At 69.5% G+C, this 22,944-nt stretch carries 18 protein-coding genes; 6 read left to right on the forward strand and 12 right to left on the reverse strand.

Features of this window, described 5'->3' with window-relative positions:
• Positions 1-121: 121 nt before the first annotated feature.
• The 8 genes from ISN38_RS17805 to aptA all read right to left on the reverse strand — a co-directional run bounded on the left by ISN38_RS17805 (position 122) and on the right by aptA (position 12,553).
• Positions 122-1,165, reverse strand: a complete 1,044-nt coding sequence (locus ISN38_RS17805) for a response regulator (protein WP_206711945.1) — start codon at positions 1,163-1,165, stop codon at positions 122-124.
• Positions 1,166-1,222: 57 nt separating this feature from the next.
• Entirely contained in the window at positions 1,223-5,323 is a 4,101-nt protein-coding gene (locus ISN38_RS17810) for a CHASE domain-containing hybrid sensor histidine kinase/response regulator (RefSeq protein ID WP_206711946.1), read from the reverse strand.
• Positions 5,324-5,503: 180 nt separating this feature from the next.
• Positions 5,504-6,745: a DUF445 domain-containing protein gene (locus ISN38_RS17815; protein ID WP_038240129.1), complete on the reverse strand. Its 1,242-nt coding sequence runs from the start codon at positions 6,743-6,745 to the stop codon at positions 5,504-5,506.
• 316 nt (positions 6,746-7,061) lie between these two features.
• Entirely contained in the window at positions 7,062-7,925 is an 864-nt protein-coding gene (locus ISN38_RS17820; protein ID WP_047325046.1) for a ParB N-terminal domain-containing protein, read from the reverse strand.
• Positions 7,926-8,068: 143 nt separating this feature from the next.
• Positions 8,069-8,383: an EthD family reductase gene (locus ISN38_RS17825; RefSeq protein ID WP_038240236.1), complete on the reverse strand. Its 315-nt coding sequence runs from the start codon at positions 8,381-8,383 to the stop codon at positions 8,069-8,071.
• A gap of 96 nt (positions 8,384-8,479) precedes the next feature.
• The gene (locus ISN38_RS17830) at positions 8,480-9,973 is read right to left on the reverse strand and encodes a CoA-acylating methylmalonate-semialdehyde dehydrogenase (RefSeq protein WP_206711947.1); all 1,494 of its coding nucleotides are present in this window, start codon (positions 9,971-9,973) and stop codon (positions 8,480-8,482) included.
• Positions 9,974-9,998: 25 nt separating this feature from the next.
• Positions 9,999-11,111, reverse strand: a complete 1,113-nt coding sequence (ald, locus tag ISN38_RS17835) for an alanine dehydrogenase (protein WP_206711948.1) — start codon at positions 11,109-11,111, stop codon at positions 9,999-10,001.
• A gap of 65 nt (positions 11,112-11,176) precedes the next feature.
• Positions 11,177-12,553: an omega-aminotransferase AptA gene (aptA, locus tag ISN38_RS17840; protein ID WP_206711949.1), complete on the reverse strand. Its 1,377-nt coding sequence runs from the start codon at positions 12,551-12,553 to the stop codon at positions 11,177-11,179.
• A 270-nt stretch (positions 12,554-12,823) separates the two neighbouring features.
• Between aptA and ISN38_RS17845 the strand changes: the two genes are divergently transcribed.
• The gene (locus tag ISN38_RS17845) at positions 12,824-13,372 is read left to right on the forward strand and encodes a cupin domain-containing protein (protein ID WP_003473023.1); all 549 of its coding nucleotides are present in this window, start codon (positions 12,824-12,826) and stop codon (positions 13,370-13,372) included.
• An 88-nt stretch (positions 13,373-13,460) separates the two neighbouring features.
• A complete protein-coding gene (locus ISN38_RS17850; protein ID WP_047325044.1) occupies positions 13,461-14,963 on the forward strand; it encodes an aldehyde dehydrogenase in 1,503 nt (500 codons plus the stop codon).
• Between the two features lie 299 nt (positions 14,964-15,262).
• Here the strand turns inward: ISN38_RS17850 and ISN38_RS17855 are convergent, their stop codons facing one another.
• The 4 genes from ISN38_RS17855 to ISN38_RS17865 form a co-directional block, all read right to left on the reverse strand.
• Complete coding sequence (locus ISN38_RS17855) at positions 15,263-15,733, reverse strand: DUF1203 domain-containing protein (RefSeq protein WP_003471257.1); 471 nt, start codon at positions 15,731-15,733, stop codon at positions 15,263-15,265.
• Between the two features lie 213 nt (positions 15,734-15,946).
• A complete protein-coding gene (locus ISN38_RS20500; protein ID WP_003471255.1) occupies positions 15,947-16,303 on the reverse strand; it encodes a hypothetical protein in 357 nt (118 codons plus the stop codon).
• A gap of 30 nt (positions 16,304-16,333) precedes the next feature.
• Entirely contained in the window at positions 16,334-16,531 is a 198-nt protein-coding gene (locus ISN38_RS20505) for a hypothetical protein (protein WP_230939150.1), read from the reverse strand.
• A 272-nt stretch (positions 16,532-16,803) separates the two neighbouring features.
• Positions 16,804-17,415: a substrate-binding domain-containing protein gene (locus tag ISN38_RS17865; RefSeq protein WP_230940303.1), complete on the reverse strand. Its 612-nt coding sequence runs from the start codon at positions 17,413-17,415 to the stop codon at positions 16,804-16,806.
• A 155-nt stretch (positions 17,416-17,570) separates the two neighbouring features.
• Between ISN38_RS17865 and ISN38_RS17870 the strand changes: the two genes are divergently transcribed.
• Genes ISN38_RS17870 through ISN38_RS17885 form a run of 4 tightly spaced genes read left to right on the forward strand, consistent with a single transcriptional unit; the run spans position 17,571 to position 22,699 of the window.
• A complete protein-coding gene (locus ISN38_RS17870; protein ID WP_206711950.1) occupies positions 17,571-19,253 on the forward strand; it encodes an OFA family MFS transporter in 1,683 nt (560 codons plus the stop codon).
• A gap of 23 nt (positions 19,254-19,276) precedes the next feature.
• Positions 19,277-20,116 carry a formate dehydrogenase accessory sulfurtransferase FdhD gene (fdhD, locus tag ISN38_RS17875; RefSeq protein WP_047325042.1) on the forward strand — a complete coding sequence of 280 codons (840 nt, stop codon included), beginning with the start codon at positions 19,277-19,279 and terminating at the stop codon, positions 20,114-20,116.
• Positions 20,113-22,461, forward strand: coding sequence for an FdhF/YdeP family oxidoreductase (locus ISN38_RS17880; protein ID WP_047325041.1), 2,349 nt, complete (start codon positions 20,113-20,115; stop codon positions 22,459-22,461). Before fdhD ends, ISN38_RS17880 begins: the two co-directional genes overlap by 4 nt.
• Positions 22,451-22,699, forward strand: a complete 249-nt coding sequence (locus ISN38_RS17885) for a hypothetical protein (protein ID WP_003471240.1) — start codon at positions 22,451-22,453, stop codon at positions 22,697-22,699. Before ISN38_RS17880 ends, ISN38_RS17885 begins: the two co-directional genes overlap by 11 nt.
• Positions 22,700-22,944 lie beyond the last annotated feature (245 nt).

Consider the following 22,944-nt stretch of genomic DNA (forward strand, 5'->3'; position numbering starts at 1 on the left):
CGCGACGTTTTTGTCTTGGTCTCGCTGTTGTAGGAGCGGCTTCAGCCGCGACAGGCGCTACGGAGAGCGCCTGTCGCGGCTGAAGCCGCTCCTACATCGGGTGTAGCGGCGGCCGCGCGGCTCAGCCGTCGCTGTGCCGCGTCGGGTCGTGCGTGCTGGCGCGCTGCGGTACGTCCTCGCCCGGCTCGCGTTTGCTCCAGTAGTCCTGAATCTGCAGGATCTGCGGCAGGATCTCGGTGAACAGGCTGACCAGGCGCGGCTCGAACTGGGCGCCGGCCTGCTGCTGAAACAGCTCCATCACCTTCGCCAACGGCCATGCGTCCTTGTACGGACGCTGCGTGGTCAGCGCATCGAACACGTCGGCCACGGCCACGATCCGCGCCGACTCGGGAATGCACTCGCCGGCCAGGCCGGCCGGATAGCCTCTGCCGTCCCAGTGCTCGTGGTGGTACAGCGCGACCTCGGCGGCGAGCCGGAACAGCGGCGCGCTGCTGCGGCTGAGGATGTCGTAGCCGATCTGCGGATGCCGCTTCATCACCGTCCATTCGTCCGCATCCAGCGGCCCGGGCTTCTGCAAGATCGCGTCGGGAATGCCGATCTTGCCGGTGTCGTGCATCGGCGCGGCCTGCTCGAGCAGCTTGGCGTCCTCGCCCGACCAGCCGGCGGCGATCGCCAGCGCGCGCGCATAGGCGGCCATCCGCCAGATATGGGTGCCGGTGTCCGAGTCGCTGTAGTGGCCGGCCATGCCCAGCATCTGGATCGCGTCGCGATGGCTGCTGGCCAGGCTGGCGGCGCTAACCAGCGACAGGTGGGTGCGCACCCGCGCGCGCAGGATGCTCGGCGAATACGGCTTGGTGATGTAGTCCACGCCGCCTGCTTCGAAGCCGATGCTCTCGTCGGCGTCCTTGTCCTTGGCGGTGAGGAAGATGATCGGGATCGCCGCGGTGCGCGGGTCCTGTTTCAGGGTGCGGGCGATGGTGTAGCCGTCCAGGTCGGGCAGGTCGACGTCGAGCAGGATCAGCGCCGGGCGATGCTTGACCACCGCGCGTAGCGCCTCGGCGCCGTTCTTGGCGAAGGTCAGCGGGTAGTCCTCGCGCAGGATCTGGCGGATCAGCGCCAGGTTGCTGGCTTCGTCGTCTACGCACAGGATGGGGGACTGGACCATCGTCGTTCCTTGTCGTGTGCACCCAATGGCAGCTGGATTGGACCGGCGCTGCGAATGCTATTGAATCGCATCGGCCTGCCAGCGCCTGACTTTGGCCTCGGCCTCGCGGAACGAAAAACTCTCGACCAGCTGCGTCAGCTCGGTGGCCATCGCCACCGGCAGCGCTGGCGCCAAACCATGCAGCACGCGCTCGACGCGGTCCGGATCGTCGCTGTCCAGAGCCTGCAGCAGCTGCTGCAACTGCTGCTGCAGCGGCAGCGCCGACGCGGCAACGCCGCCCGCAGCGCCATCGCTGGCAGTGGGCGCGTCCAGCAAGGCCTGCGCCGCCTCGGCCTCGGCCGCGGCCACGAAGCGCTGGATTGCCGCGGCCGTCGCCTGCATTGCCGTGCCCAGCGCGGCGATCGCGGCGTCGGCCTGCGCCGGTGCGTCGCCGAGCCGTTCCTCCAGCGCGGCGCTGGCCGCGACCAGCGCCGGCAGCGCCAGCGAGCCGGCCGAGCCGCGCAGCTTGTGCACATAGGAGATCGCCGCCGCCGGTGCCTGCTGATCCAGCAACGCCTGCAGCGTCGCCACCGGATCTGGCGTGTCCTGCAGCAATTTCAGCAGGTAGCGCTGGTAGGGCGCGCGTTCGCTCCACAGGCGCTGCGCCTGCTCGGCGTCGAGCAGGTGCGGATCGGCATTGGGCCAGACCTCGGCCGCGGCGGCCGGCAGCGGCTCCAGCGCCGGCGGCAGCCGCAGCGGCAGGAACTGGCGGATGATCGCGATCAGTTCCTCGACCTGGAACGGTTTGGCGATGAAGCCGTTCATGCCGCTGGCCAGTGCCAGTTCCTGTTGCTGGCGGTAGGCACCGGCGGTCAGTGCGATCACCGGCAGGCCGGCCAGGCGCGGGTCTTCGCGCAGCAGGCGGGTGGCCTCGTAGCCGTCCAGGGTCGGCATCTGCACGTCCATCAGCACCAGCTGGAAGCGGCTGGGATCGCGCCGCAGCCGTTGCAGCGCCTGCTCGCCGTCGTGGGCCAGTTCCACCAGCGCGCCTTCGCCTTCGAGGATGCGCTGCGCGACCTCGCAATTGATCTCGCTGTCGTCCACCACCAGCAGCCGCGCGCCGGCCAGGCGCGGGGTGCCGTCGCCGCTGAGCAAGGGCGCAGGGCCGTCGCCGCGGCGCAGTGCCAACAGGGTGGCGATGGTGCGGTACAGCGCCGAGGCGGTGACCGGCTTGGTCATCACCGCGTCCACGTCACTGGGCGCGTGGTGCTGCTCTTCCAGCAGGCGGCGCTCGTAGGCGGTGACCATGACGATGATCGGCTGCCGGTCCGCCGCCGATTGCGCGCGGATGCGCTGCGCCACGCTTAGCCCGTCCAGGTCGGGCATGCGCCAGTCGAGCAGGATCACGTCGAAGCCCTCGCGTTCCGGGCAGGCCGCGGCGATCGCATCGGTGCCGTTGGCCACCGCTTCCACCTGCCAGCCGAAGCCGCTGGCGATGCTGCTCAGGTTGCTGCGCACCAGGTCGTGGTCGTCGGCGATCAGTACCCGCCGCGCCTCGGGATGCTCGGCCTCGGCGGCCGGCGCCGGCAGCACCGGGAAGCTGATCGCGAAATAGAAATCGCTGCCGCGGCCCGGCGTGCTCTGCACTTCCAGCTGGCCGCCCATCAGTTCCACCAGGCGCCGGCTGATGGTCAGGCCCAGGCCGCTGCCGCCGTAGCGGCGGCTGGTGGAGGTGTCGGCCTGCAGAAACGGCGAGAAGATCAGACTCTGCTTGTCGCGGGCGATGCCGATGCCGGTGTCGCGCACCGAGAAGAACAGCTTGATCTTGCCAGGTTCGCCGCTGGGGAAGCTGCGCACCGACAACGCCACTTCGCCCTGTTCGGTGAACTTGATGGCGTTACCGACCAGGTTGATCAGCACCTGGTTCAGGCGCAGCGCATCGCCGCGCAGCCAGCGGCAGCCGGCCGGCAGCGGTTCGACGATCATCTCCACCGGCTTGGCGCTGATCGCCGAGGTCATCAGCGCGGCGATGTTCTCCAGCAGCTGGTTCAGGTCGAACGGTTCCGATTCCAGGTCGATGCGCCCGGATTCGATCTTGGAGAAGTCGAGGATGTCGTTGATGATCTCCAGCAGCGCACGCGCCGACGCGTCGCTCTTCTGGATCATGTCCTTGGCCGCCTGCGGCAGTTCGCTGTGCTGCAGTAGGTACAGCATGCCCAGGATCGCGTTCATCGGCGTGCGGATCTCGTGGCTCATGTTGGCCAGGAAATCGCTCTTGGACTGGTTGGCGGTTTCCGCCGCGTCGATCGCCAGGCGCAGTTCGCGCTCGCGGCGCTTCTGCTCGGTCAGATCGACGGCGATGCCGAGATAGCCGATCACCTGGTCGTTTTCGTCGCGCAGCGTGCTCAGCGTCAGCAGCACCGGGAACGGGCGGCCGTCCTTGCTGACGTAGGTCCATTCGCGGGTGTCGCTGCGCCCCAGCGTGGACAGCGCGGCCACCGACTCGAACGCCGGCGCCACCGCCATGCCCGATTGCGCGGCCATGTGTTCTGCGCGCCTGGCCAGTTGCTCCGGATCCAGGAACAGGCCGGTGGCCTTGCGCCCGATCATCTCGTGCGCGGGATAGCCGAGCATGGTCTCGGCGGCGGGGTTGAACAGGGTGATGGTGCCGTCCGGGTCGGTGGCCACGATCGCGTAGCCGGCGTTGGCCAGGATCGCGCGCTGCAGCGCCGAATAGGTGACCAGTTCGCTGGTGCGCTGCGCCACTTGTTGTTCCAGCGTCGCGTTGAGTTCCAGCACCCGCGCCTCGGCACGCACCCGCTCGGACACGTCGTGCAGCAGGTGCGAATGGCCGACGACGTCGCCGTCGTTGTCCGCGATCGGCGAGGCGCTGGCCAGCACGTTGAGCATATGGCCGTCGCGATGCCGCAGCTTGCGCAGCTGTGTGCCGTTGCCGCTGGCGTCGCGCACCTGCGCGCCGAGCAACTCCTGCAGTGGCTGGCCGATGGCCTGCGCAGCGGCGTAACCGAAGATGCGTTCGGCGGCTGGATTCCAGTGGGTGATGCGGCCATGCAGGTCCTCGGCGACGATCGCCTCGCTGGAGCTGCCGACCAGCGCGGCCAGTTGGCTCTGCTCGCGCAGGATCAGGTCGCGACGGTGGCGGCCGGTCAGGTACAGGTACAGCAGCGCGGCGAGCAGCGCTGAAATGCCGCTGGCCAGGCCGCCGGCCAGCAGCGGCGAGGTCTGATTGAGCGAGCGCACGAAGCTCGGCGTCGCCTGCGCGCTCAGCAGCCAGCGGCGGCCGTAGACCGGCAGGCTGCGTTCTGCATGCAACTGTGCTGTCGGCGCCTGCGTGGCCGCGGCGCCGCGGCGATAGAAGGGTTGGGTGCCGTTCTCGCTGTCAGCCAGGGTCAGCTGCAATTCGTGGGCGTGGTTGGGCGAGGCCGCCAGCACCTCGTCGATGTTCAACGGTGCATAGGCCCAGCCGGTGGTGGCCTGCCAGCGCTGCTCCGGGGTCTGCAGCGGCACGCCTTCGCGGTAGACCGGCAGCAGCAGCAGGAAGCCGCTGTTGCCGCCCCCGGGATGCTGTACCAGGCGGATCGGCGCGGTGATGGTCGGCTGCCCCGAGCGTGCCGCGGCGAGTGCCGCCGCGCGCCGCGCGGGCTCGGAGGCGATGTCGACGCCTTGCGCAGGATTGTTGAGCCGCAGCGGCTGGATATACAGGATCACGAAGCGCTCGCCGTCGTGCGGCGTCAGCTGACGGATCTGCAGCGACGGCGCACCGTCGCTGCGCGCCTGCTGCAGGAAGCCGGCTTCGTCGGCCTGGGTCACTCGGCGGATATAGCCGAAGCCGCGCACTCCGGGAAATTCACGCCGGTATTCGCGCGAGTTGCTGTAGCGCTCGAAGCGTTCGCGGCTGATGTGGTCGCCGCCAGCGGCGATAACGGCACCGCGCGCGCCGCGCAGGCCGTGTTCGTAGACGTTGAGGCGTTGCTGCAGTTCGCCGGTGACGTGCGTGGCGAGCTGCTGAAAGCGGTCGCGGGCTTCTTGCAGATTGCGTTGCTGCAGGCCGCGCACGATCAGCGCCGCCGCCAGCAGGCCGAGCACCAGCACCGCCAGCGCGGCGCCGAGCGCCGACCGTGCGGGGCCGGCGGCAGGTGTCCAGCGGTTCTTCGGCATGCGCCCCTTTCCTTTGGCGAAGGCTGGCGATGCGCAGGCATCGGCGTCCTTTCGGTCCGTACGGGATGGCTTTCACGATTGAAGCGACGGCCCTGCAGGCGCCTTGCAACGCACGCTAGCGCGATCGTCGCTGCCTTACCAGCACCAGCGGCGCACAGCAGGGATACCCGTCTAAAACCTTCATGGAATCAGCGTGACGGCTGCGTGCAGCACGACCCCGATCAGGCCGCCGACCAGGGTGCCGTTGAAACGGATGTACTGCAGGTCGCGGCCGACGCTCAGCTCCAGCTGCTCCACCAGATGACGTTCGTCCCAGCCTTTCACGGTCTGCGCGATGTGCTCGGTGACGCCGCTGCGCAGACGTTGGGTCAGCTTCTCCGCACCGCCGAGCAAGTGCTGGTTGAGCGCGTCGCGCAGGGCGCGGTCCTGGGACAAGGACTCCCCCAGCGCGCCCAGCGAGCGTTGCAGATGCTGCACCAGCACCCCGTCGCTGCGCGACAGGTCCCCGCGCAGGCTGGCGTGGATCTGCTCCCACAGGCCTTGCACGTAGTCCTGCACGCCAGGATGTTCGATCAGCCGCTGCTTCATCGCCTGCAGCTTGTCGGCGGTGGCCGGGTCGTCGCGCAGGCGTTGCACGTAGCCGCCAAGCCAGCGCTCGTAGTCCTGGCGCAGCGGGTGCTGCGGCTGCGACAGCACGTCCTGCAGTTCGTCCAGCAGGGCATGCGCCAGGCGTTCGGCCAGGGTGTCGGCGATGCCTTCCACCGGCTTGACCCATTCCAACGTGCCGACCAGCTTGGGCCATTCGCGGCGCGCGTACTTGACGATCATCGCCGACACGCGCTGCTTCACCGTCGCATCGTCCAGATGCCGGCCGAGCCGGGTCAATGCTTCGTCGAGCAGCGCCTGGTGGCGGCCATCGGCGGTGAGCAGGCCGAGGATCTCGCCGGCGGTCGCGGCCGCGTTCCATTCGTGCAGGCGCGCCACCACGAAGCCGTGGATGCGGCGCCGTACCGCGACCTCGTCGAGCAGGTCCAGCGCCTGCAGCGCCCAGCCGCGGGCGAGGTCGGCCAGCTTGCCGGCCTGCGCCGGTTCGGCCAGCCACTGGCCCAGCCGCTTGGCCGGATCGAACGCGCTGAGCTTGGCCAGCAGCGCCGTCGGCTCAAGGAAATGGTCGCGCACGAACAGCGCCAGGCTGTCGGCGATGCGCGCCTTGCCGTGCGGGATGATTGCGGTGTGCGGGATCGGCAGCCCCAGCGGATGGCGGAACAGCGCCACCACCGCGAACCAGTCGGCCAGCGCGCCGACCGTGGCCGCCTCGCAGAACGCGCCGATCCAGGCCCAGGTGCCGTGCATGCCCATGACGTGGCTGAGCAGGAAGCCGGCCAGCATGGCCAGCAGCAACAGCGCCGCCAGCAGTTTCATGCGCCGCAGCTGCGCGCGGCGCGGATCGGGCAGCATCGATGGGGAAGACACGCTCATGCCGGCCAGTGTACGCAGCGCGGGGTTAGGTGGATTTCATTGTGTGGGCAAGGCTGGCTGCGTGTCGCGCGGCAAGCGCCTGCGAACGATGGCCTTTGCACGTGTCATCGCGGTGTGTGGCATCCCCCGTGGCACGCGGGCAGCGTCCCTGTGGGAGGGACGTCAGTCCCGACGCGGCATTGCCGGGAACGCCCCCGGGACGGAAGTCCCTGCTGCATGTGCGGCGCATCGGACCGATGCGTGGCGGGCCGATGCCGGATCACTCCTGCAACTGCGCGCGCAATGCCGCCACTTCCTCGCGCAGCGCCCGATTCTCGGCGTCGAGCTCGGCCACACGCTGGCGCAGTGCGGCCAGTTCGCTGCCGCCGTGCGCTGCATCGGACTCGCTCTCCGGTCCGGGGGCCGCGATTTCGCGCGGCTTGCGCCTGGACGCGCGGGCGCGCTTGGCCGCCTGCTTGAGTTCGTCCTTGCCGGCGATGGCCGCGGCGCGCTGCTCGTCCTCGGGCAGGCTGGCCACTGCGGCCGCGGCGTTGATCGAGATCGTGCCGGACTTCACCGCTTCCACCACTTCGGCGGCGGCCTGCTTCTGGATCTTCTCGATCTGCAGCACCTGGCTGTTGCTGAGCCGCGCGGCGCGCGCCAGGTCGGCACGGCTCAGCGGCGCCGGCATCGCCTCGACGCTCGCGCCGTCCGCGCCGGCCGGCGCATCGGCCCAGGGCGCGGCATCGTCGTGCGCATCGGTTGCCGCGGCATCGGTGCCGTCGGCGGATTGCGTAGGCGGCGCGGCGGCACGGCGGCGGCGTTCGGCCAGGATTTCGCGCTTGCGCAGCGCCAGCACGCCGCGCTGGAAATCGGACACGCTGCGCCGGCCCAGGTGCTGGTCGATCATCCACAGGTGCACGTCCTGCAGCGACTGGAAGCGGGTGTTCTGCACGGTCTGGAACGGCAGCCCGTGCTTCTGGCAGATGCCGTAGCGGTTGTGCCCGTCCACCAGGATCTCGCCCCACAGCACCAGCGCATCGCGGCAGCCTTCGGCGAGCAGGCTGCGCTCCAGCGCCGCGTACTCGTCGGCGGTGAGCGGATCGATGTAGGCCTTGAGGTCTTCTTTGACGACGATGTTCATTGGGGGAAGGGCACGGCGTTGCGGCGGGGGCGGCATTGTAGAAGAACGGGACTCGGGACTCGAACAGCAAAGCACACTACGCGCGTCGCCTAAACGAGCCGCGCTTTCCCGAGTCCCGAGTCCCGAGTCCCGCGGCGCGCGCCTCAGCCGACCACCACCTCGCTGATCTGCATCACCGGAGTCAGATCGGTGTAATTCTTGATATCGCCGAGGATTTCCTCGGCGTGCGGGCCGAAGCCGGCCTGGAACGCTTCCACCGAGTCGCTGAAGATGTGGCACATGCCGACATAGGTCGGGTCGCTGCCGGGGGTGCCGCCGGACAGACCCTTGTCCACGGTATAGCGCTTGCAGGCCGCGCCCATGCGTGCCTGCAGCAGCGGCATGTGCGTGTCGCGGTAGTAGGCGTGGTCGAAACGGGCGCCGGGCGTATACGGGTACATCACGCTGACCTTGATCATGGAGCCACTCCTGTGGTTGCGGCGGTAGGGCCGGGGGTCGCGCAAGGCTACAGTGCCGCGGCGCCGCGTCCGTGCTGCGTTGCGGCGCCGCGCGGCTCAGCGCATCGTCGGCATCGCGAACTCGGCATCGCGCGCCGCCGCCGGCCAGCGCGCGGTGACGGTTTTTAGCCGGGTGTAGAAGCGCACGCCGTCCGGGCCGTGCACGTGCAGCGGGCCGAACAGCGAGCGCTTCCAGCCGCCGAAGCTGTGGAACGCCATCGGCACCGGGATCGGCACGTTGATGCCGACCATGCCGGCCTGCACGCGCCGGGCGAAGGCGCGCGCGGCGCCGCCGTCGCGGGTGAACACCGCCGCGCCGTTGCCGTAGTCGTGCGCGTCGATCAGCTGCAGCGCGGCCTCGGCGTCGGCCACGCGCACCACGCACAGCACCGGGCCGAAGATTTCCTCGCAGTAGATGCGCATGTCGGCGCGGACGTGATCGAACAGGCTGCCGCCGAGGAAGAAGCCACCCGCCTGCGCCGCCGCCTGCGCGGCGCGGCCATCCACCACCAGCGTGGCGCCGTCGGCCACGCCGCTGTCGATGTAGCCGCGCACGCGCTCGCGGTGCGCGGCGCTGATCAGCGGGCCCATGTCCGGTTCGTCGGCGCCGGCGCCCAGGCTCAGCGCGGCCACGCGCGGCGCTAGCCTGGCGACCAGTGCGTCGGCCAGCGCATCGCCCACGCACACCGCCACCGAGATCGCCATGCAGCGTTCGCCGGCCGAGCCGTAGCCGGCGCCGAGCAGGGCGGACACGACGTCGTCCAGGTCGGCGTCGGGCAGCACCACCAGGTGGTTCTTGGCCCCGCCCAGCGCCTGCACGCGTTTGCCCAGCGCCGCGCCGCGCGCATACAGGTCGGCGGCGACCGGGGTGGAGCCGACGAAACTCAGCGCCTGCACCTGCGGGTGCGCCAGCAGCGCGTCCACCGCCGTCTTGGCACCGTGCACGACGTTGCATACGCCGTCCGGCAGGCCGGCCTCGTGTAGCCAGTCGGCCAGCAGCAGCGAGGCCGACGGAGCGCGCTCGGAGGGCTTGAGCACGAAGCTGTTGCCGCAGGCCAGCGCCACCGGCAGCATCCACAGCGGCACCATCGCCGGGAAGTTGAACGGGGTGACGCCGGCGACCACGCCCAGTGGCGCGTACTCGCTCCATGAATCCACGCCGCGGCCGACATCGACCGAATGCTCGCCCTTGAGCAGATGCGGCATGCCACAGGCGAATTCCACCACCTCCATGCCGCGGGTGACCTCGCCGCGCGCATCGGACACCACCTTGCCGTGCTCGGCGCTGATGCAGCGGGCCAGGGTGTCGGCATGCCGTTCGAGCAGGTCGCGTAAGCGGAACAGCACCCGCGCGCGCTGCAGCGGCGGGGTCGCCGCCCAGGCCGGGAACGCCTGCGTCGCGGCCGCCACCGCCATCTCGACCGCATGCGCATCGCCCAGCGGCACGCGCCGCGCCACCGCGCCGCTGGCCGGGTCGAATACCTCGGCGTAGTCGCCGTTGCGGAAATCGACGCGGCGGCCGCCGATGTAGTGGGACAAGGAGTCGGTCATGGTCGGTGTTCCTCGAAGCAAAGGCTCAGCCCAGCGCGTCCAGCGGCCGCACGAACTCCGCGCCCAGCGCCTGCGCCACCGCGCGGTGGGTGAGCTTGCCGGCGTGCACGTTGAGGCCGTTGCGCAGGTCCTGGTCGTCGCGCAGCGCCTGCAGGCCGTGCTCGGCCAACTGCAGCACGAACGGCAAGGTGGCGTTGGTCAGGGCGAAGGTGGAGGTGCGCGCCACGCCGCCGGGCATGTTGGCCACGCAGTAGTGGACGATGCCGTCCACTTCGTAGGTCGGCTGCTGGTGGGTGGTGGCGCGGCTGGTCTCGAAGCAGCCGCCCTGGTCGATCGCCACGTCCACCAGCACCGAACCCGGCCGCGGCAGCGCCAACTGCGCGCGCGACACCAGCTTGGGCGCGGCGGCGCCGGGGATCAGCACCGCGCCGATCACCAGGTCGGTGTGCGGCAGGCAGTGCTCGATCGCATCGCGGGTGGAATACAGCGTGGTCAGCTGGTGGCCGTACAGTTCGTCCAGGTACTTTAGCCGTTCCAGCGAACGGTCCAGCACCGTCACCCGCGCGTGCAGGCCCATCGCCATGCGCGCAGCGTTGATCCCGACCACGCCGCCGCCGATCACCAGCACTTCCGCCGGCTTGACCCCGGGCACGCCGCCGAGCAGCACGCCGCAGCCGCCCTGCGCCTTTTCCAGCGCATGCGCGCCGGCCTGGATCGCCATGCGCCCGGCCACCTCGCTCATCGGCGCCAGCAGCGGCAGCCCGCCGTGGCCGTCGGTGACGGTTTCGTAGGCGATGGCGGTGCAGCCGGACTGCAGCAGCGCGTTGGCCTGCGCCGGGTCCGGCGCCAGGTGCAGGTAGGTGAATAGCAGTTGCCCCGTGCGCAGCAGCGCGCATTCGTCCGGCTGCGGTTCCTTGACCTTGACGATCATCTCGGCCTGCGCGAACACGCTGGCCGCATCGTCGGCCAGGCGCGCGCCGGCGCGTTCGTAGTCGGCGTCTGTGAGGCCGATGGCCTGGCCGCCGTCGCGCTGCACCAGCACCTGGTGGCCGTGCAGCACCAGTTCGCGGACCCCGGCCGGGGTCAGCCCGATCCGGTATTCGTGGTTCTTGATCTCTTTCGGGACGCCGACCAGCATGAGCGGTTCTCCAGGCATGCGGCGCGCAGGGGGAGCGCGGAGCGGGTTTGAGGTGAGGGCGGGGATCAGGGCGTGCTGCAGATCATGTCGGCGAGCACCGCGAAGATGCGCTCGATGTGCTCGCGCTCCACGATCAGCGGCGGCGACAGCGCGATGGTGTCGCCGGTGACGCGGATCAGCAGGTCGCCCTCGTGGAAGCAGCGCTCGAAGATCTCGTAGGCGCGCGCGCCGGGCGCGCCGTGCCGCGGCGCCAGTTCGATCGCGCCGATCAGGCCGAAGTTGCGGATATCGATCACGTGCGGCAAGTCCTTCAGCGCGTGGATCGCCTGCTGCCAGTCCTCGCCCAGCGCGATGGCCTGTTCGAACAGCTGCTCTTCGGCATAGGTGTCCAGCGTCGCCAGCGCCGCAGCGCAGGCCAGCGGGTGGCCGGAATAGGTGTAGCCGTGGAACAGGTCGATGGCGCCGGCCGGGCCGTGCGCGAAGGCATCGTGGATAGCGCGCGAGACGAACACCGCGCCCATCGGCACGCAGCCGTTGGTCAGGCCCTTGGCGGTCGTCATCAGGTCCGGGGTGACGCCGAAGCGCTGCGCGGCGAAAGCCTTGCCCACGCGGCCGAAGCCGGTGATCACCTCGTCGAAGATCAGCACGATACCGTGCTTGTCGCACAGCTGGCGGATGCGCTGCAGATAGCCGTGCGGCGGCAGCACCACCCCGGCCGAGCCGGAGATCGGTTCGATGATCACCGCGGCGATGGTGGAGGCGTCGTGCAGCGTGACCAACCGTTCCAGATCTTCGGCCAGCTCTACGCCGTGTTCGGGCAGGCCTTGCGAGAACGCGTTGCGCTCCAGGTCCAGGGTATGCCGCAGATGGTCCACGCCGGGCAGCAGCGGCCCGAACCCCTTGCGGTTGTTGGGCAGCCCGCCGACCGAGATGCCGCCGAAGCCGACCCCGTGATAGCCCTTCTCGCGGCCGAGGAAGCGGGTGCGCTGGCCCTCGCCGCGCGCGCGGTGGTAGGCCAGCGCGATCTTCATCGCGGTGTCCACCGATTCGGAGCCGGAGTTGGTATAGAACACGTGATCCAGACCGGGCGGGGCGAGTTCGACCAGGCGTTCGGCGAGCACGAACGGCAGCGGCGACCCCATCTGGAAGCTCGGTGCGAAATCCAGCGTGGCGATCTGCCGGGACACCGCCTCGACGATGCGCGGCCGCGCGTGTCCGGCATTGCAGCACCACAACCCGGCGGTGCCGTCGAGGATCCGGCGCCCGTCCACGCTGCGGTAGTACATGCCCTCGGCCGAGGCCAGCAGCCGCGGCCATGCCTTGAACTGGCGGTTGGCGGTGAACGGCATCCAGAACGCGTCCATGTTCTCGGGCGCCTGCGTGGCCTGGGCCGCATAGTGATCGGCCAGCGCCTGGGAGGAGGAGGGCGGCTCGGGGCGCATCACAGGCTCCACGCGAAAGGGGTGTTGAAAAAACTTTACACCAACCCGGCCTGCGGTGGCAGGGGCAACGCCCGCGTTGCGCCGCTGGCGCGTCCGGGTGGCCGCGCCGTCGGCGTTGCGATGCGCGATCAGGCGGAAATGGCGCCGCCGCACGCCGGTCCAGGCGCCGCCGCCGCCGCCGCCCCCGGCACACGGCGCCTGGCAAATTGACCGCGCGGACCGGCTGTGTAAAGTATCCGGCAACACCTTCAAGGCTGTCCTCATCACGCGATGGATATCGGCGCCCGCCTGCACCGGGTTCGTACCGCCCACCGGCTGAGCCAGCGCGAGCTGGCCAAGCGGGTGGGCGTGACCAACAGCACCATCTCGCTGATCGAGCAGAACAAGGTCAGCCCGTCGGTGAGTTCGCTGAAGAAGGTGCTGGACGGCATCCCGATCTCGCTGGCCGATTTCTTCACCCAGGATCTGCAAATCGGCCCAGCCGATGCGCCGTTCTATGCTGCCGACGAACTGCCCGACGTGGGCAGCGACGGCATCCACTACTACCTGGTCGGGCAACATCGCCCGCAGCGGCAGATGTGCATCCTGCGCGAGGTGATGCCGCCGGGCAGCGACACCGGCAGCGCGATGCTGGTGCACCAGGGCGAGGAAGGCGGGGTGGTGGTGGCCGGCGAAGTGGAGATTACCGTTGGCGCGCAGGTGCGGGTGCTGCGTGCCGGCGAGGGGTATTATTTCGAGAGCCGGGTGCCGCACCGGTTCCGCAACGTCGGCAGCGAGGCGGTGGTGATCGTCAGCGCCAACACCCCGGCCACGTTCTGAGCGCCGCCTGCGCCGCGGCGCGCGCTCCCGCCTTGCCGCGACCGCACGCCACGCAGATCCGTTCCTTCCTCCCGACCCGGAGCTTCCGATGAACGCACCCCGCACCCGCGACGCATGGCAGGCGATGGCCGCCGCGCTGCACTTGCGCACCCAGGCCTTCATCGACGGCCGCTACGTCGACGCGGCCAGCGGCAAGACCTTCGACTGCATCAGCCCGATCGACGGCCGCGTGCTCGGCCGGGTCGCCGCGGGCGAGGCCGAGGACATCGCGCGCGCGGTCGCCGCGGCGCGGCGCAGTTTCGATGCCGGGCACTGGTCGCAGGCCAGGCCGGCGCAGCGCAAGAAGATACTGATCAAGCTGGCGCAACTGGTCGAACAGCATGCCGACGAGCTGGCGCTGCTGGAGTCTCTGGACATGGGCAAGCCGGTGCGCGACGCGCGCAGCGTGGACGTGGCGGCCACGGTGCGCTGCCTGGCCTGGACCGGCGAGGCGCTGGACAAGGTTTACGGCGAGGTGGCGCCGACCGGGCAGGACGAACTGGGCCTGATCACCCGCGAACCGCTGGGCGTGGTCGGCGCGATCGTGCCGTGGAATTTCCCGCTGTTGATGGCCGCGTGGAAAATCGCCCCGGCGCTGGCGGCGGGCAATTCGGTGGTGCTCAAGCCCTCGGAGAAATCGCCGTTGAGCGCGCTGCGCCTGGCCGAGCTGGTGGCCGAGGCCGGCATCCCGGACGGCGTATTCAACGTGGTGCCCGGTTTCGGCAAGAGCGCCGGCGAACCGCTGGCGCTGCACATGGACGTGGACGGACTGGTGTTCACCGGGTCCACCGCGGTCGGCAAGCGCCTGCTGCAATGCGCCGGGCTGTCGAACATGAAACGCGCCTACATGGAATGCGGCGGCAAGAGCCCGAACCTGGTGTTCGCCGATGCGCCGGACCTGGAGCAGGCGGCGCAGGCCGCGGCCGGCGCGATCTTCTACAACCAGGGCGAGGTCTGCACCGCGGCCTCGCGGCTGCTGGTGGAGCGCTCGATCAAGGATGAATTCGTCACCCGCGTGGTCGCCGCCGGGCGCGCGCTGCAGCCGCGGCATCCGTTCGACGACGACGCGGCGATGGGCGCGCTGGTGGACGAGGCGCAGACCCACCGCGTGCTCGATTACATCGCACGCGGCAACGATGAAGGCGCGCGGCTGCTGCTCGGCGGCAAGCGCGTGGAGGTGGTCGCCGGCGGCTGTTACGTGGAGCCGACCATCTTCGACGAGGTCGGCCACGAGCACACCATCGCCCGCGAGGAGATCTTCGGCCCGGTGCTGTCGGTGATCGCCTTCGACGACGAGGCGCATGCGTTGCGCATGGCCAACGACAGCGACTACGGCCTGGCCGCGGGCGTATGGACCCGCGACATCGGCCGCGCGCACCGCGTGGCGCGCAAGCTGCGCGCCGGCAGCGTGTGGGTGAACTACTGGGACGGCGGCGACATGACCGCGCCGTTCGGCGGCTATAAGCAATCGGGCAACGGCCGGGACAAGTCGCTGCATGCGTTCGACAAGTACACGGAGATGAAGGCGACTTGGATCAATTTGGCCGTTTAGTTCGGGACTCGGGACTCGGGACTCGGGACTCGGGACTCGGGACTCGGGACTCGGGATTTTCGCAAGTTCGGCGCATTTCTGCTTTTCTGTAGGAGGGGCTTCAGCCCCGACGCCTTACCGGTAACGCGTCGGGGCTGAAGCCCCTCCTACAGAAAAAGCAGCTGCGCCGGAGCTGCAAAAAAAAGCCGCTTTTTTTTTAAAAAAATCGACCCTTTTTGCATCAAATCGCTTGACATCGATTTACCCCGGGACATCATCCCGAGTCCCGAGTCCCGAGTCCCGAGTCCCGAGTCCCGAATTCAAACCCGCTCCACGCGGCAGGCGAAACAGCCCTGGCGCGCATTGTGCAGATGCAGGTAGCGCACGCGCGGATCGGCGAAGGCCTGCGCGATCGCCGCCGCGACCGTTTCGCCGGGATGCACGTCGGCGGCAAGCAGCATGTCGTCGGCAGCGTAGCCGCGCAGCGAGATCAAGCGCCTGCGGATCGCGTCGGGCACGTGGCCCGGTGCCACCATCGCGGTCTGCACGTGGCGGCGCACGTAGATCGGCCCGGCGGCGCGGTATGGCGTGTCGGCCGGCTGGTGCAGGTAGTGCAGCAGCAACAGTTCCTCGCCGGGTTGCGCGTCTTCCAGGCTGATCCGGCACGGGAAGCCCGGTGTCTGGTCGGCGCGGACGCGGCGCGCGCCGTGCGCATGCAACTGCGCATCATCGAGTGCGAACAGCGGTGCGAACGGCGCGGCAGGCAGGCCGATGCAGACGAAGCTGGACATGTGCGCTCCAAGAGAAGATCGAGCGCATAGCGTGCGCGCCGTTGCGGCGCCGCGCTGGCCGGATTCGGACGCGGCAGCCGCCGCCGGGCGGGGCGAAAGACCCCGGACGGCGGCCGCAAGCGAGCACCTCGATCTGGCACGCTGCCGGTTGCAGCCAACGCCTTCGCTACGTCCGGCTCAGTTGCAGGGCGTGCGCGCCGGTTGCGCGCGGACTCAGTCCGGCACGTACTCGGCAAAGGTAAGCGGATGCTTCGGATCGGCTGCATCCACCTTGTCCGCGGTCTTCTTCAACGCATCGGCGCCCGGCGCCGGATCCGGGTTCAGCTGCCAGCTCTGGCGGATGCGCTTGTCGAACAGCCAGGTCTTGCGTTCTGGTTCGTAGCGGAAGGTGATGAAGTAGGTCCAGTGCTGGCCGCAGGAGACGCCGTTCTGCACGGTGAAATAGCGGCCCTTGGCCGCGAACGGATCGTCGCTGTCGGTGAACGGATCGCACTGGCCGCCGTCGTCGCGCTTGAGCACCACGTGGTCGTTGCGCGCGGCCAGCCGGTAGTGGCCGTCGGCCTGCTGCACGAAGATCAGCAGCGGCCGTGCCGGCGCTGGTTAGCGCTCGGCTTCGCCGCGTTGCTGCAGCGCCAGCAGGTAGTCGGCGCGGCCGTCTCCGTCGAGATCGGTGCGCAGCTGTTGCAGCGGCAGGTAGCCGGCTGGCAGCTGGCGCAGCACGTCGGCGGGCAGGTCGGCGGCGCGTGCGCCATGCGTGGCGAGCAACGGGAAGCCAGCGGCGGCGACGCGAAGCGACATGGGCATTGGCATGGGAACGTTTCGGATGCGCAAGGGCGCAAAGCCTAACCGACCCTGCTCGCAAATGGCGCAATTGCGCTGCTGGCGTGCCGGTGTGCGTTGCCTTCCTCCTTGCGAATTTGCCAGAGCGTCCTGGTTCCGAACAGGCGTAGCCGGTAACAGCGTCGTGACTGAAGTCCCTCCCACGCGCAGTACGGAAGCGTCAAAGCGCAAGCGCCTCGGCGCCCCAATTCCGAATCCCCAATCCCCAATCCCCAATCCCGCCTCACGCCTCACGCCAACCCGGCAAACGCCTGCGCCAGCGCCTGCACCCCCTCGCAGTCGTGCGCGTCATAGCCGGGCAGCAGGCCGAGTTCGTGCTGGAAGCTATCGCTGCGCAGCGAATCCACGATCGGGGGGGGCAGGCGGCCGCTGTCCAGCGCCGCGCGACGGCACAGCAGGAAATAGCGCTCGCTGACGATCGGGATGAACGCCATGCCATAGCGCAGCGCCGGCGGTTCCAGGCCGAAGCCGGCATCGGCCAGACCGCTGGCGACGTAGGCGGCGACCGCGGCGTGGGTCAGTTCCTCCATGTCGGTGCCATTTAGGCCACGCAGCGGCAGGCTCTGCTGCGCCACCAGGCATTCCAGCAACACGCGCGTGCCCGAGCGGAGCTGGCGATGGATGAAGCGCACGTCGGCGCGCAGCAGCGGCTGCCCGAACAGGCGCCGCGCCTCGCGCAGCGTGCCCCAGGCATAGCGGTAGGACAGCCCGGTCTGGCGGCAGGCCGCGGCCAGCGAGCCGGTGTCGCGGATCGCCAGCAGCAGTTCCGCCAGCCGCGGCGGCAGGCGCTGCCCATCCTCGGTGTGCAGTTCCCACTGCGGCTGGATGGTCACCTTGTACACGCGGGTTGCGGCTCGCAATCGGCTTTCTACAGCCGATTATTAGACCATCCGACGCTCGGCGCCATCGTGCTTTTGTACTAGGCTCGCCACGCGTCGTCGTGTCTGCAATATGCGCTTCATCCCATAAAAAGCCGATGCGCTGTGAGGGCAACCCAATGAGCAACTTGAACGGCGCGGCGACTGCCGCGCACATCGCCCAGGCCGGCATGCTGTCGAAGGAACGCATCGTCGCCGGGCCGGGCTTCAATCGCTGGCTGGTGCCGCCGGCGGCGCTGGCGATCCATCTGTGCATCGGCATGGCCTACGGCTTCAGCGTGTTCTGGTTGCCCTTGTCCAAGGCGCTGGGGGTCACCGACGTGGTGGCGTGCCCGGCGGACATGGGCTTCCTGGCGCGCATCGTGTCGGCCAGCTGCGACTGGAAGATCAGCGAACTGCAGTGGATGTACACGCTGTTCTTCGTGCTGCTGGGCTGCTCGGCGGCGCTGTGGGGCGGATGGCTGGAACGCGCCGGGCCGCGCAAGGCCGGCGTGGTCTCGGCGCTGTGCTGGTGCGGCGGGTTGGTGATCTCGGCGCTGGGCATCCATCTGCATCAGATCTGGCTGCTGTGGCTGGGCTCGGGCGTGATCGGCGGCATCGGCCTGGGGTTGGGTTACATCTCGCCGGTCTCGACCCTGATCAAGTGGTTCCCGGACCGCCGCGGCATGGCCACCGGCATGGCGATCATGGGCTTCGGCGGCGGCGCGATGATCGGCAGCCCGCTGGCCGATGCGCTGATGCGCCATTTCGCCGGCCCGGCCTGGGTGGGGGTGATGGAAACCTTCCTGGTGATGGCCGCGCTGTATTTCGTGTTCATGATGGCCGGCGCGTTCGGCTACCGGGTGCCGCCGAGCGGTTGGACGCCGGCCGGCTGGACCGCGCCGACGGCCAGCGCCAACGCGATGATCACCGCCCACCACGTGCACGTGAGCAAGGTCTGGGGCATTCCGCAGTTCTGGCTGCTGTGGGGCGTGCTGTGCCTGAACGTGTCGGCCGGCATCGGCGTGATCGGCATGGCCTCGCCGATGCTGCAGGAAGTGTTCGGCGGCCGCCTGATCGGCGTGGATGCCGGCTTCGGCAGCCTGGATACCGCGCAGCTGGCGGCCATCGCCGCCATTGCCGCCGGCTTCACCGGCCTGCTCAGCCTGTTCAACATCGGCGGGCGCTTCTTCTGGGCCAGCATGTCCGACAAGCTCGGCCGCAAGAACACCTACAGCCTGTTCTTCGTGCTCGGCATCGCGCTGTTTGCGGCCGCCCCCTGGGCCGGCAAGGTCGGCGGCAGCGCGCTGTTCGTCGGCATCTTCTGCGTGATCGTGTCGATGTACGGCGGCGGCTTCGCCACCATCCCGGCCTGCCTGGCCGACCTGTTCGGCACGCAGATGGTCGGCGCGATCCATGGCCGCCTGCTGACCGCCTGGGCCACCGCTGGCATCCTCGGCCCGGTGGTGGTGGGCTATATGCGCGACTACCAGCTGGACCTGGGCGTGCCGCCGTCACAGGTGTACAACACCACCATGTACATCCTGGCCGTGATGCTGGTGCTGGGGCTGATCTGCAACCTGCTGGTGCGGCCGGTGGCAGCCAGGCACTTCATGACCGCGCAGGAGCTGGCCGCGGAGAAGCAGCTGGCGCACGAAAAAGTCGGCAGCAACGGCGGCGTGGCGCTGGATGCGGCGCAGCTGGCGCAGGTCGGCCACGGCGGCAATCCGCTGCTGGTGGCGCTGGCCTGGCTGGCGGTCGCGGTGCCGATGCTGTGGGGCATCTGGGTCACCTTGCAGAAGGCGTTCGTGCTGTTCCACTGAAGTTGCGGGAGGGAGGCGTCATCATGGACTCGCGTGCGTCTTCCCGGCCCGGCGCCGTCGCGCGCGGCGTGCGTCGTCATCGCGACGGGCGCACCGCGCTCACCCAGGACCTGGTGGCGGCCGAGGTGCCGGTGGCGTTCGCTTACAACGGCGAACCGTTCGTGGTGATGATGGCCACTCCGGAAGACCTGCACGATTTCGCATTGGGCTTCTCGCTCAGCGAAGGCATCGTCGAGGAGCCGGCGCAGTTGCGGATCGCCAGCGTGGACACCTTCCTGGAAGGGGTGTCGCTGCAACTGCAAATCCCGCCCGCGCATGCCGCGGCGCTGCAGGCGCGGCGCCGCAACCTGCATGGCCGCAGCGGTTGCGGGGTGTGCGGCAGCGAATCGATCGAGGCGGTGCTGCGCGCGCCGCAACCGCTGCCGGCCGGCGCCGCGATCGCGCCCGCGGCGCTGGCGCGGGCCTTGCGCGAGCTGCGCCAGCAGCAACCGCTCAACGCGATCACCGGCGCCACCCACGCCGCCGGATGGGCCGACGCGGACGGATGCGTGCAACTGGCGCGCGAGGACGTCGGCCGGCACAACGCACTGGACAAGCTGATCGGCGCACTGGCTACTGTCGGCCTGGACCCGGCCAGCGGCTTCGCCGTGGTCACCAGCCGCGCCAGCTACGAGATGGCGATGAAGGCGGCGCAGGCCGGCATCCCGCTGCTGGCGGCCATTTCCGCACCCACCGCGCTGGCGATCGCGCTGGCCGACAGCGCCGGCCTGACCCTGATCGGTTTCGCCCGCGACCACGATTACGTCGTCTACAGCCATCCGCAGCGCCTGCACCAGGCCGAGCACGCCGGAGAGCCCGCATGAGCAAGAAGACCATCCAACCCTATACGCAGCCGGCCGGAGGCTGGGGCGCGTTGCGCGCCGTCGCCAGCCACCTGCTGCAGCAGGACGTGGCGGTGCAGGGGGCCAAGACCCTGTTGCACGCCAACCAGCCCGACGGCTTCGATTGCCCCGGCTGCGCCTGGCCCGACCGCGACCACACCTCGACTTTCGAGTTCTGCGAGAACGGCGCCAAGGCGGTGGCCGCCGAAGCCACCGCGCGCCGCGCCACGCCGGAGCTGTTCGCCCAGCACAGCGTGACGCAACTGGCCAAGTACAGCGACTACTGGCTGGAAGGGCAGGGCCGGCTGACCCATCCGCTGCGCTACGACAGCGCCAGCGACCACTACGTGCCGGTGAACTGGGACGCCGCGTTCGCGCTGATCGCCACGCACCTCAACGGCCTGGCCTCGCCGGACGAGGCGATCTTCTACACCTCCGGGCGCACCAGCAACGAGGCCGCGTTCCTGTACCAGCTGTTCGTGCGCGAGTTCGGCACCAACAACTTCCCCGACTGTTCGAACATGTGCCACGAGCCGTCTGGCACCGCGCTCGAGTCGCAGATCGGGGTCGGCAAGGGCACCGTGTCGCTGCACGATTTCGAACTGGCCGACGCGATCTTCATCTTCGGCCAGAACCCCGGCACCAACCATCCGCGCATGCTCGGCGAGCTGCGCCAGGCGGCCAAGCGCGGCGCGGCGATCGTGTCGTTCAATCCGCTGCGCGAGCGCGGCCTGGAGAAGTTCGCCGATCCGCAGGACAAGCTGCAGATGCTGCACAACGGTTCGACGCGGATTTCCTCGGACTATTTCCAGCTGAAGATCGGCGGTGACCTGGCCGCGGTCAAGGGCATCATCAAGCACGTGCTGGAGCGCGATGCCGAGGCCGCGCGCGCGGCGCAACCGCGGCTGCTGGATCTGCAGTTCATCACCCAGCATACCGCCAACTTCGATGCCTTCGCTGCAGAGGTGATCGCCGAGCCGTGGGCGACCATCGTCGAGGAATCCGGGCTGAGCGAGGCCGAGCTGCGCCATGCCGGCGAGATCTACCTGAAATCCGAACGGCTGATCGCCTGCTGGGGCATGGGCATCACCCAGCACAAGCATTCGGTGGCCACGATCCACATGATCGCCAACCTGCTGCTGCTGCGCGGCCATCTGGGCCGCCCCGGCGCCGGCGCCTGCCCGGTGCGCGGCCACAGCAACGTGCAGGGCGATCGCACGATGATGATCTACGAGAAGCCGCCGGCCGCGTTCCTGGACCGGCTGCAGCAGGTGTTCGGTTTCGAGCCGCCGCGCGCCTCCGGTTTCGATACGGTCGGCGCGATCGAGGCGATGGGCGACGGCCGCGCCCGGACCTTCTTCGGCATGGGCGGCAACTTCGCCACCGCCACTCCCGACACCGAGGCCACGCATCGCGCGCTGCGCCGCTGCGACCTGACCGTGCACGTGACCACCAAGCTCAACCGCAGCCACCTGGTGCACGGCCGCGACGCGCTGATCCTGCCGTGCCTGGGCCGCACCGAGATCGACATCCAGGAAGGCGGGCCGCAGAGCGTCAGCGTCGAGGATTCGATGAGCATGGTGCACCTGTCGGCCGGCATCAATCCGCCGGCGTCGCCGGAACTGCTGTCGGAGCCGGCGATCGTCGCGCGCCTGGCCGAGGCCACCCTCGGCACGCGCAGCGCGATCCGCTGGCGCTGGCTGGTCGCCGACTACGACCGCATCCGCGAGCTGATCGCGCAGGTGTTCGAGGATTTCGCCGACTTCAATACGCGGGTGCGCGTGCCTGGCGGCTTCCGCCTGTCCAACACCGCGCGCGACCGCGTGTGGGACACGCCGGAAGGCCGCGCGGTGTTCAAGGTGCACGCGGTGCCGACCGACAACCCGATCCACCGCGCGCGCCGCCAGCACCCGCAGCAGCCAGTGTTCACCCTGGCCACCACGCGCTCGCACGACCAGTACAACACCACCATCTACGGCCTGGACGACCGCTACCGCGGCGTGTTCGGCGAGCGCCGGGTGCTGTTCATCAACGCCGCCGACATCGCCGACCTGGGCTTGCAGCCCGGCGCCTGGGTGGACCTGGAAAGCCTCGGCGAGGATGGCGTGCAGCGCCATGCCCGGCGCTTCCTGCTGGTCGCGTACAACATCCCGCGCGGCTGCTTGGCCGCTTACTACCCGGAAACCAATGGCCTGGTGCCGCTGTCCAGCTTCGCCGACGAGGCGCGCACGCCGACCTCCAAGTCGATCCCGGTGCTGGTGACCCCGCACCGGGCCGAGGCCGCCGACGCGGTGCCGCGCGACATCGGCGTGGCGCTTGTCCGCTGATCCGGCGCTGACCCAGGCGCTGTTCGAAGCGCTGGCGCCGGAGCCGGAAGGCGTCGCCCTGGCGCGGTTGTGCAAGCGCCTTGGCGTGCGCATGAGCGTGCTGCTGCGGACCCTGGCCTGGCTGGGCGAAGCCACCCTGGACGGGCGTGCGGGGCCGGGCTGGATCCGGGTGGAGACGCGCGGCGAACGCGAGGTGGCGGTGCTGACCGCGGCCGGGCGGGCGCAACTGGCGCGCTGAGCGCAAAACAGCCGCCATCCGACGCGACATCGCAGCGCCTGCGCGTGGCGATTCCGCTGCCTCGCCGAGCGCCTCGCGATGCGCGCTCGACGCGAGCGAACGCATCTTCCGGGACATCTTGGCGACGCTCGCCAGCGCAGCTGCGTGCGTATCCGTTGCCGCCTGGTGCAGCGGCCTGGTATCGCCTTGGGCGCGTGACGTCCAGTCGCTTGTTGCGTGACGGCAATCGGTTTTTCCGGATAGCG

The organism is Xanthomonas translucens pv. undulosa (assembly GCF_017301775.1).
GTDB lineage: Bacteria > Pseudomonadota > Gammaproteobacteria > Xanthomonadales > Xanthomonadaceae > Xanthomonas_A > Xanthomonas_A translucens.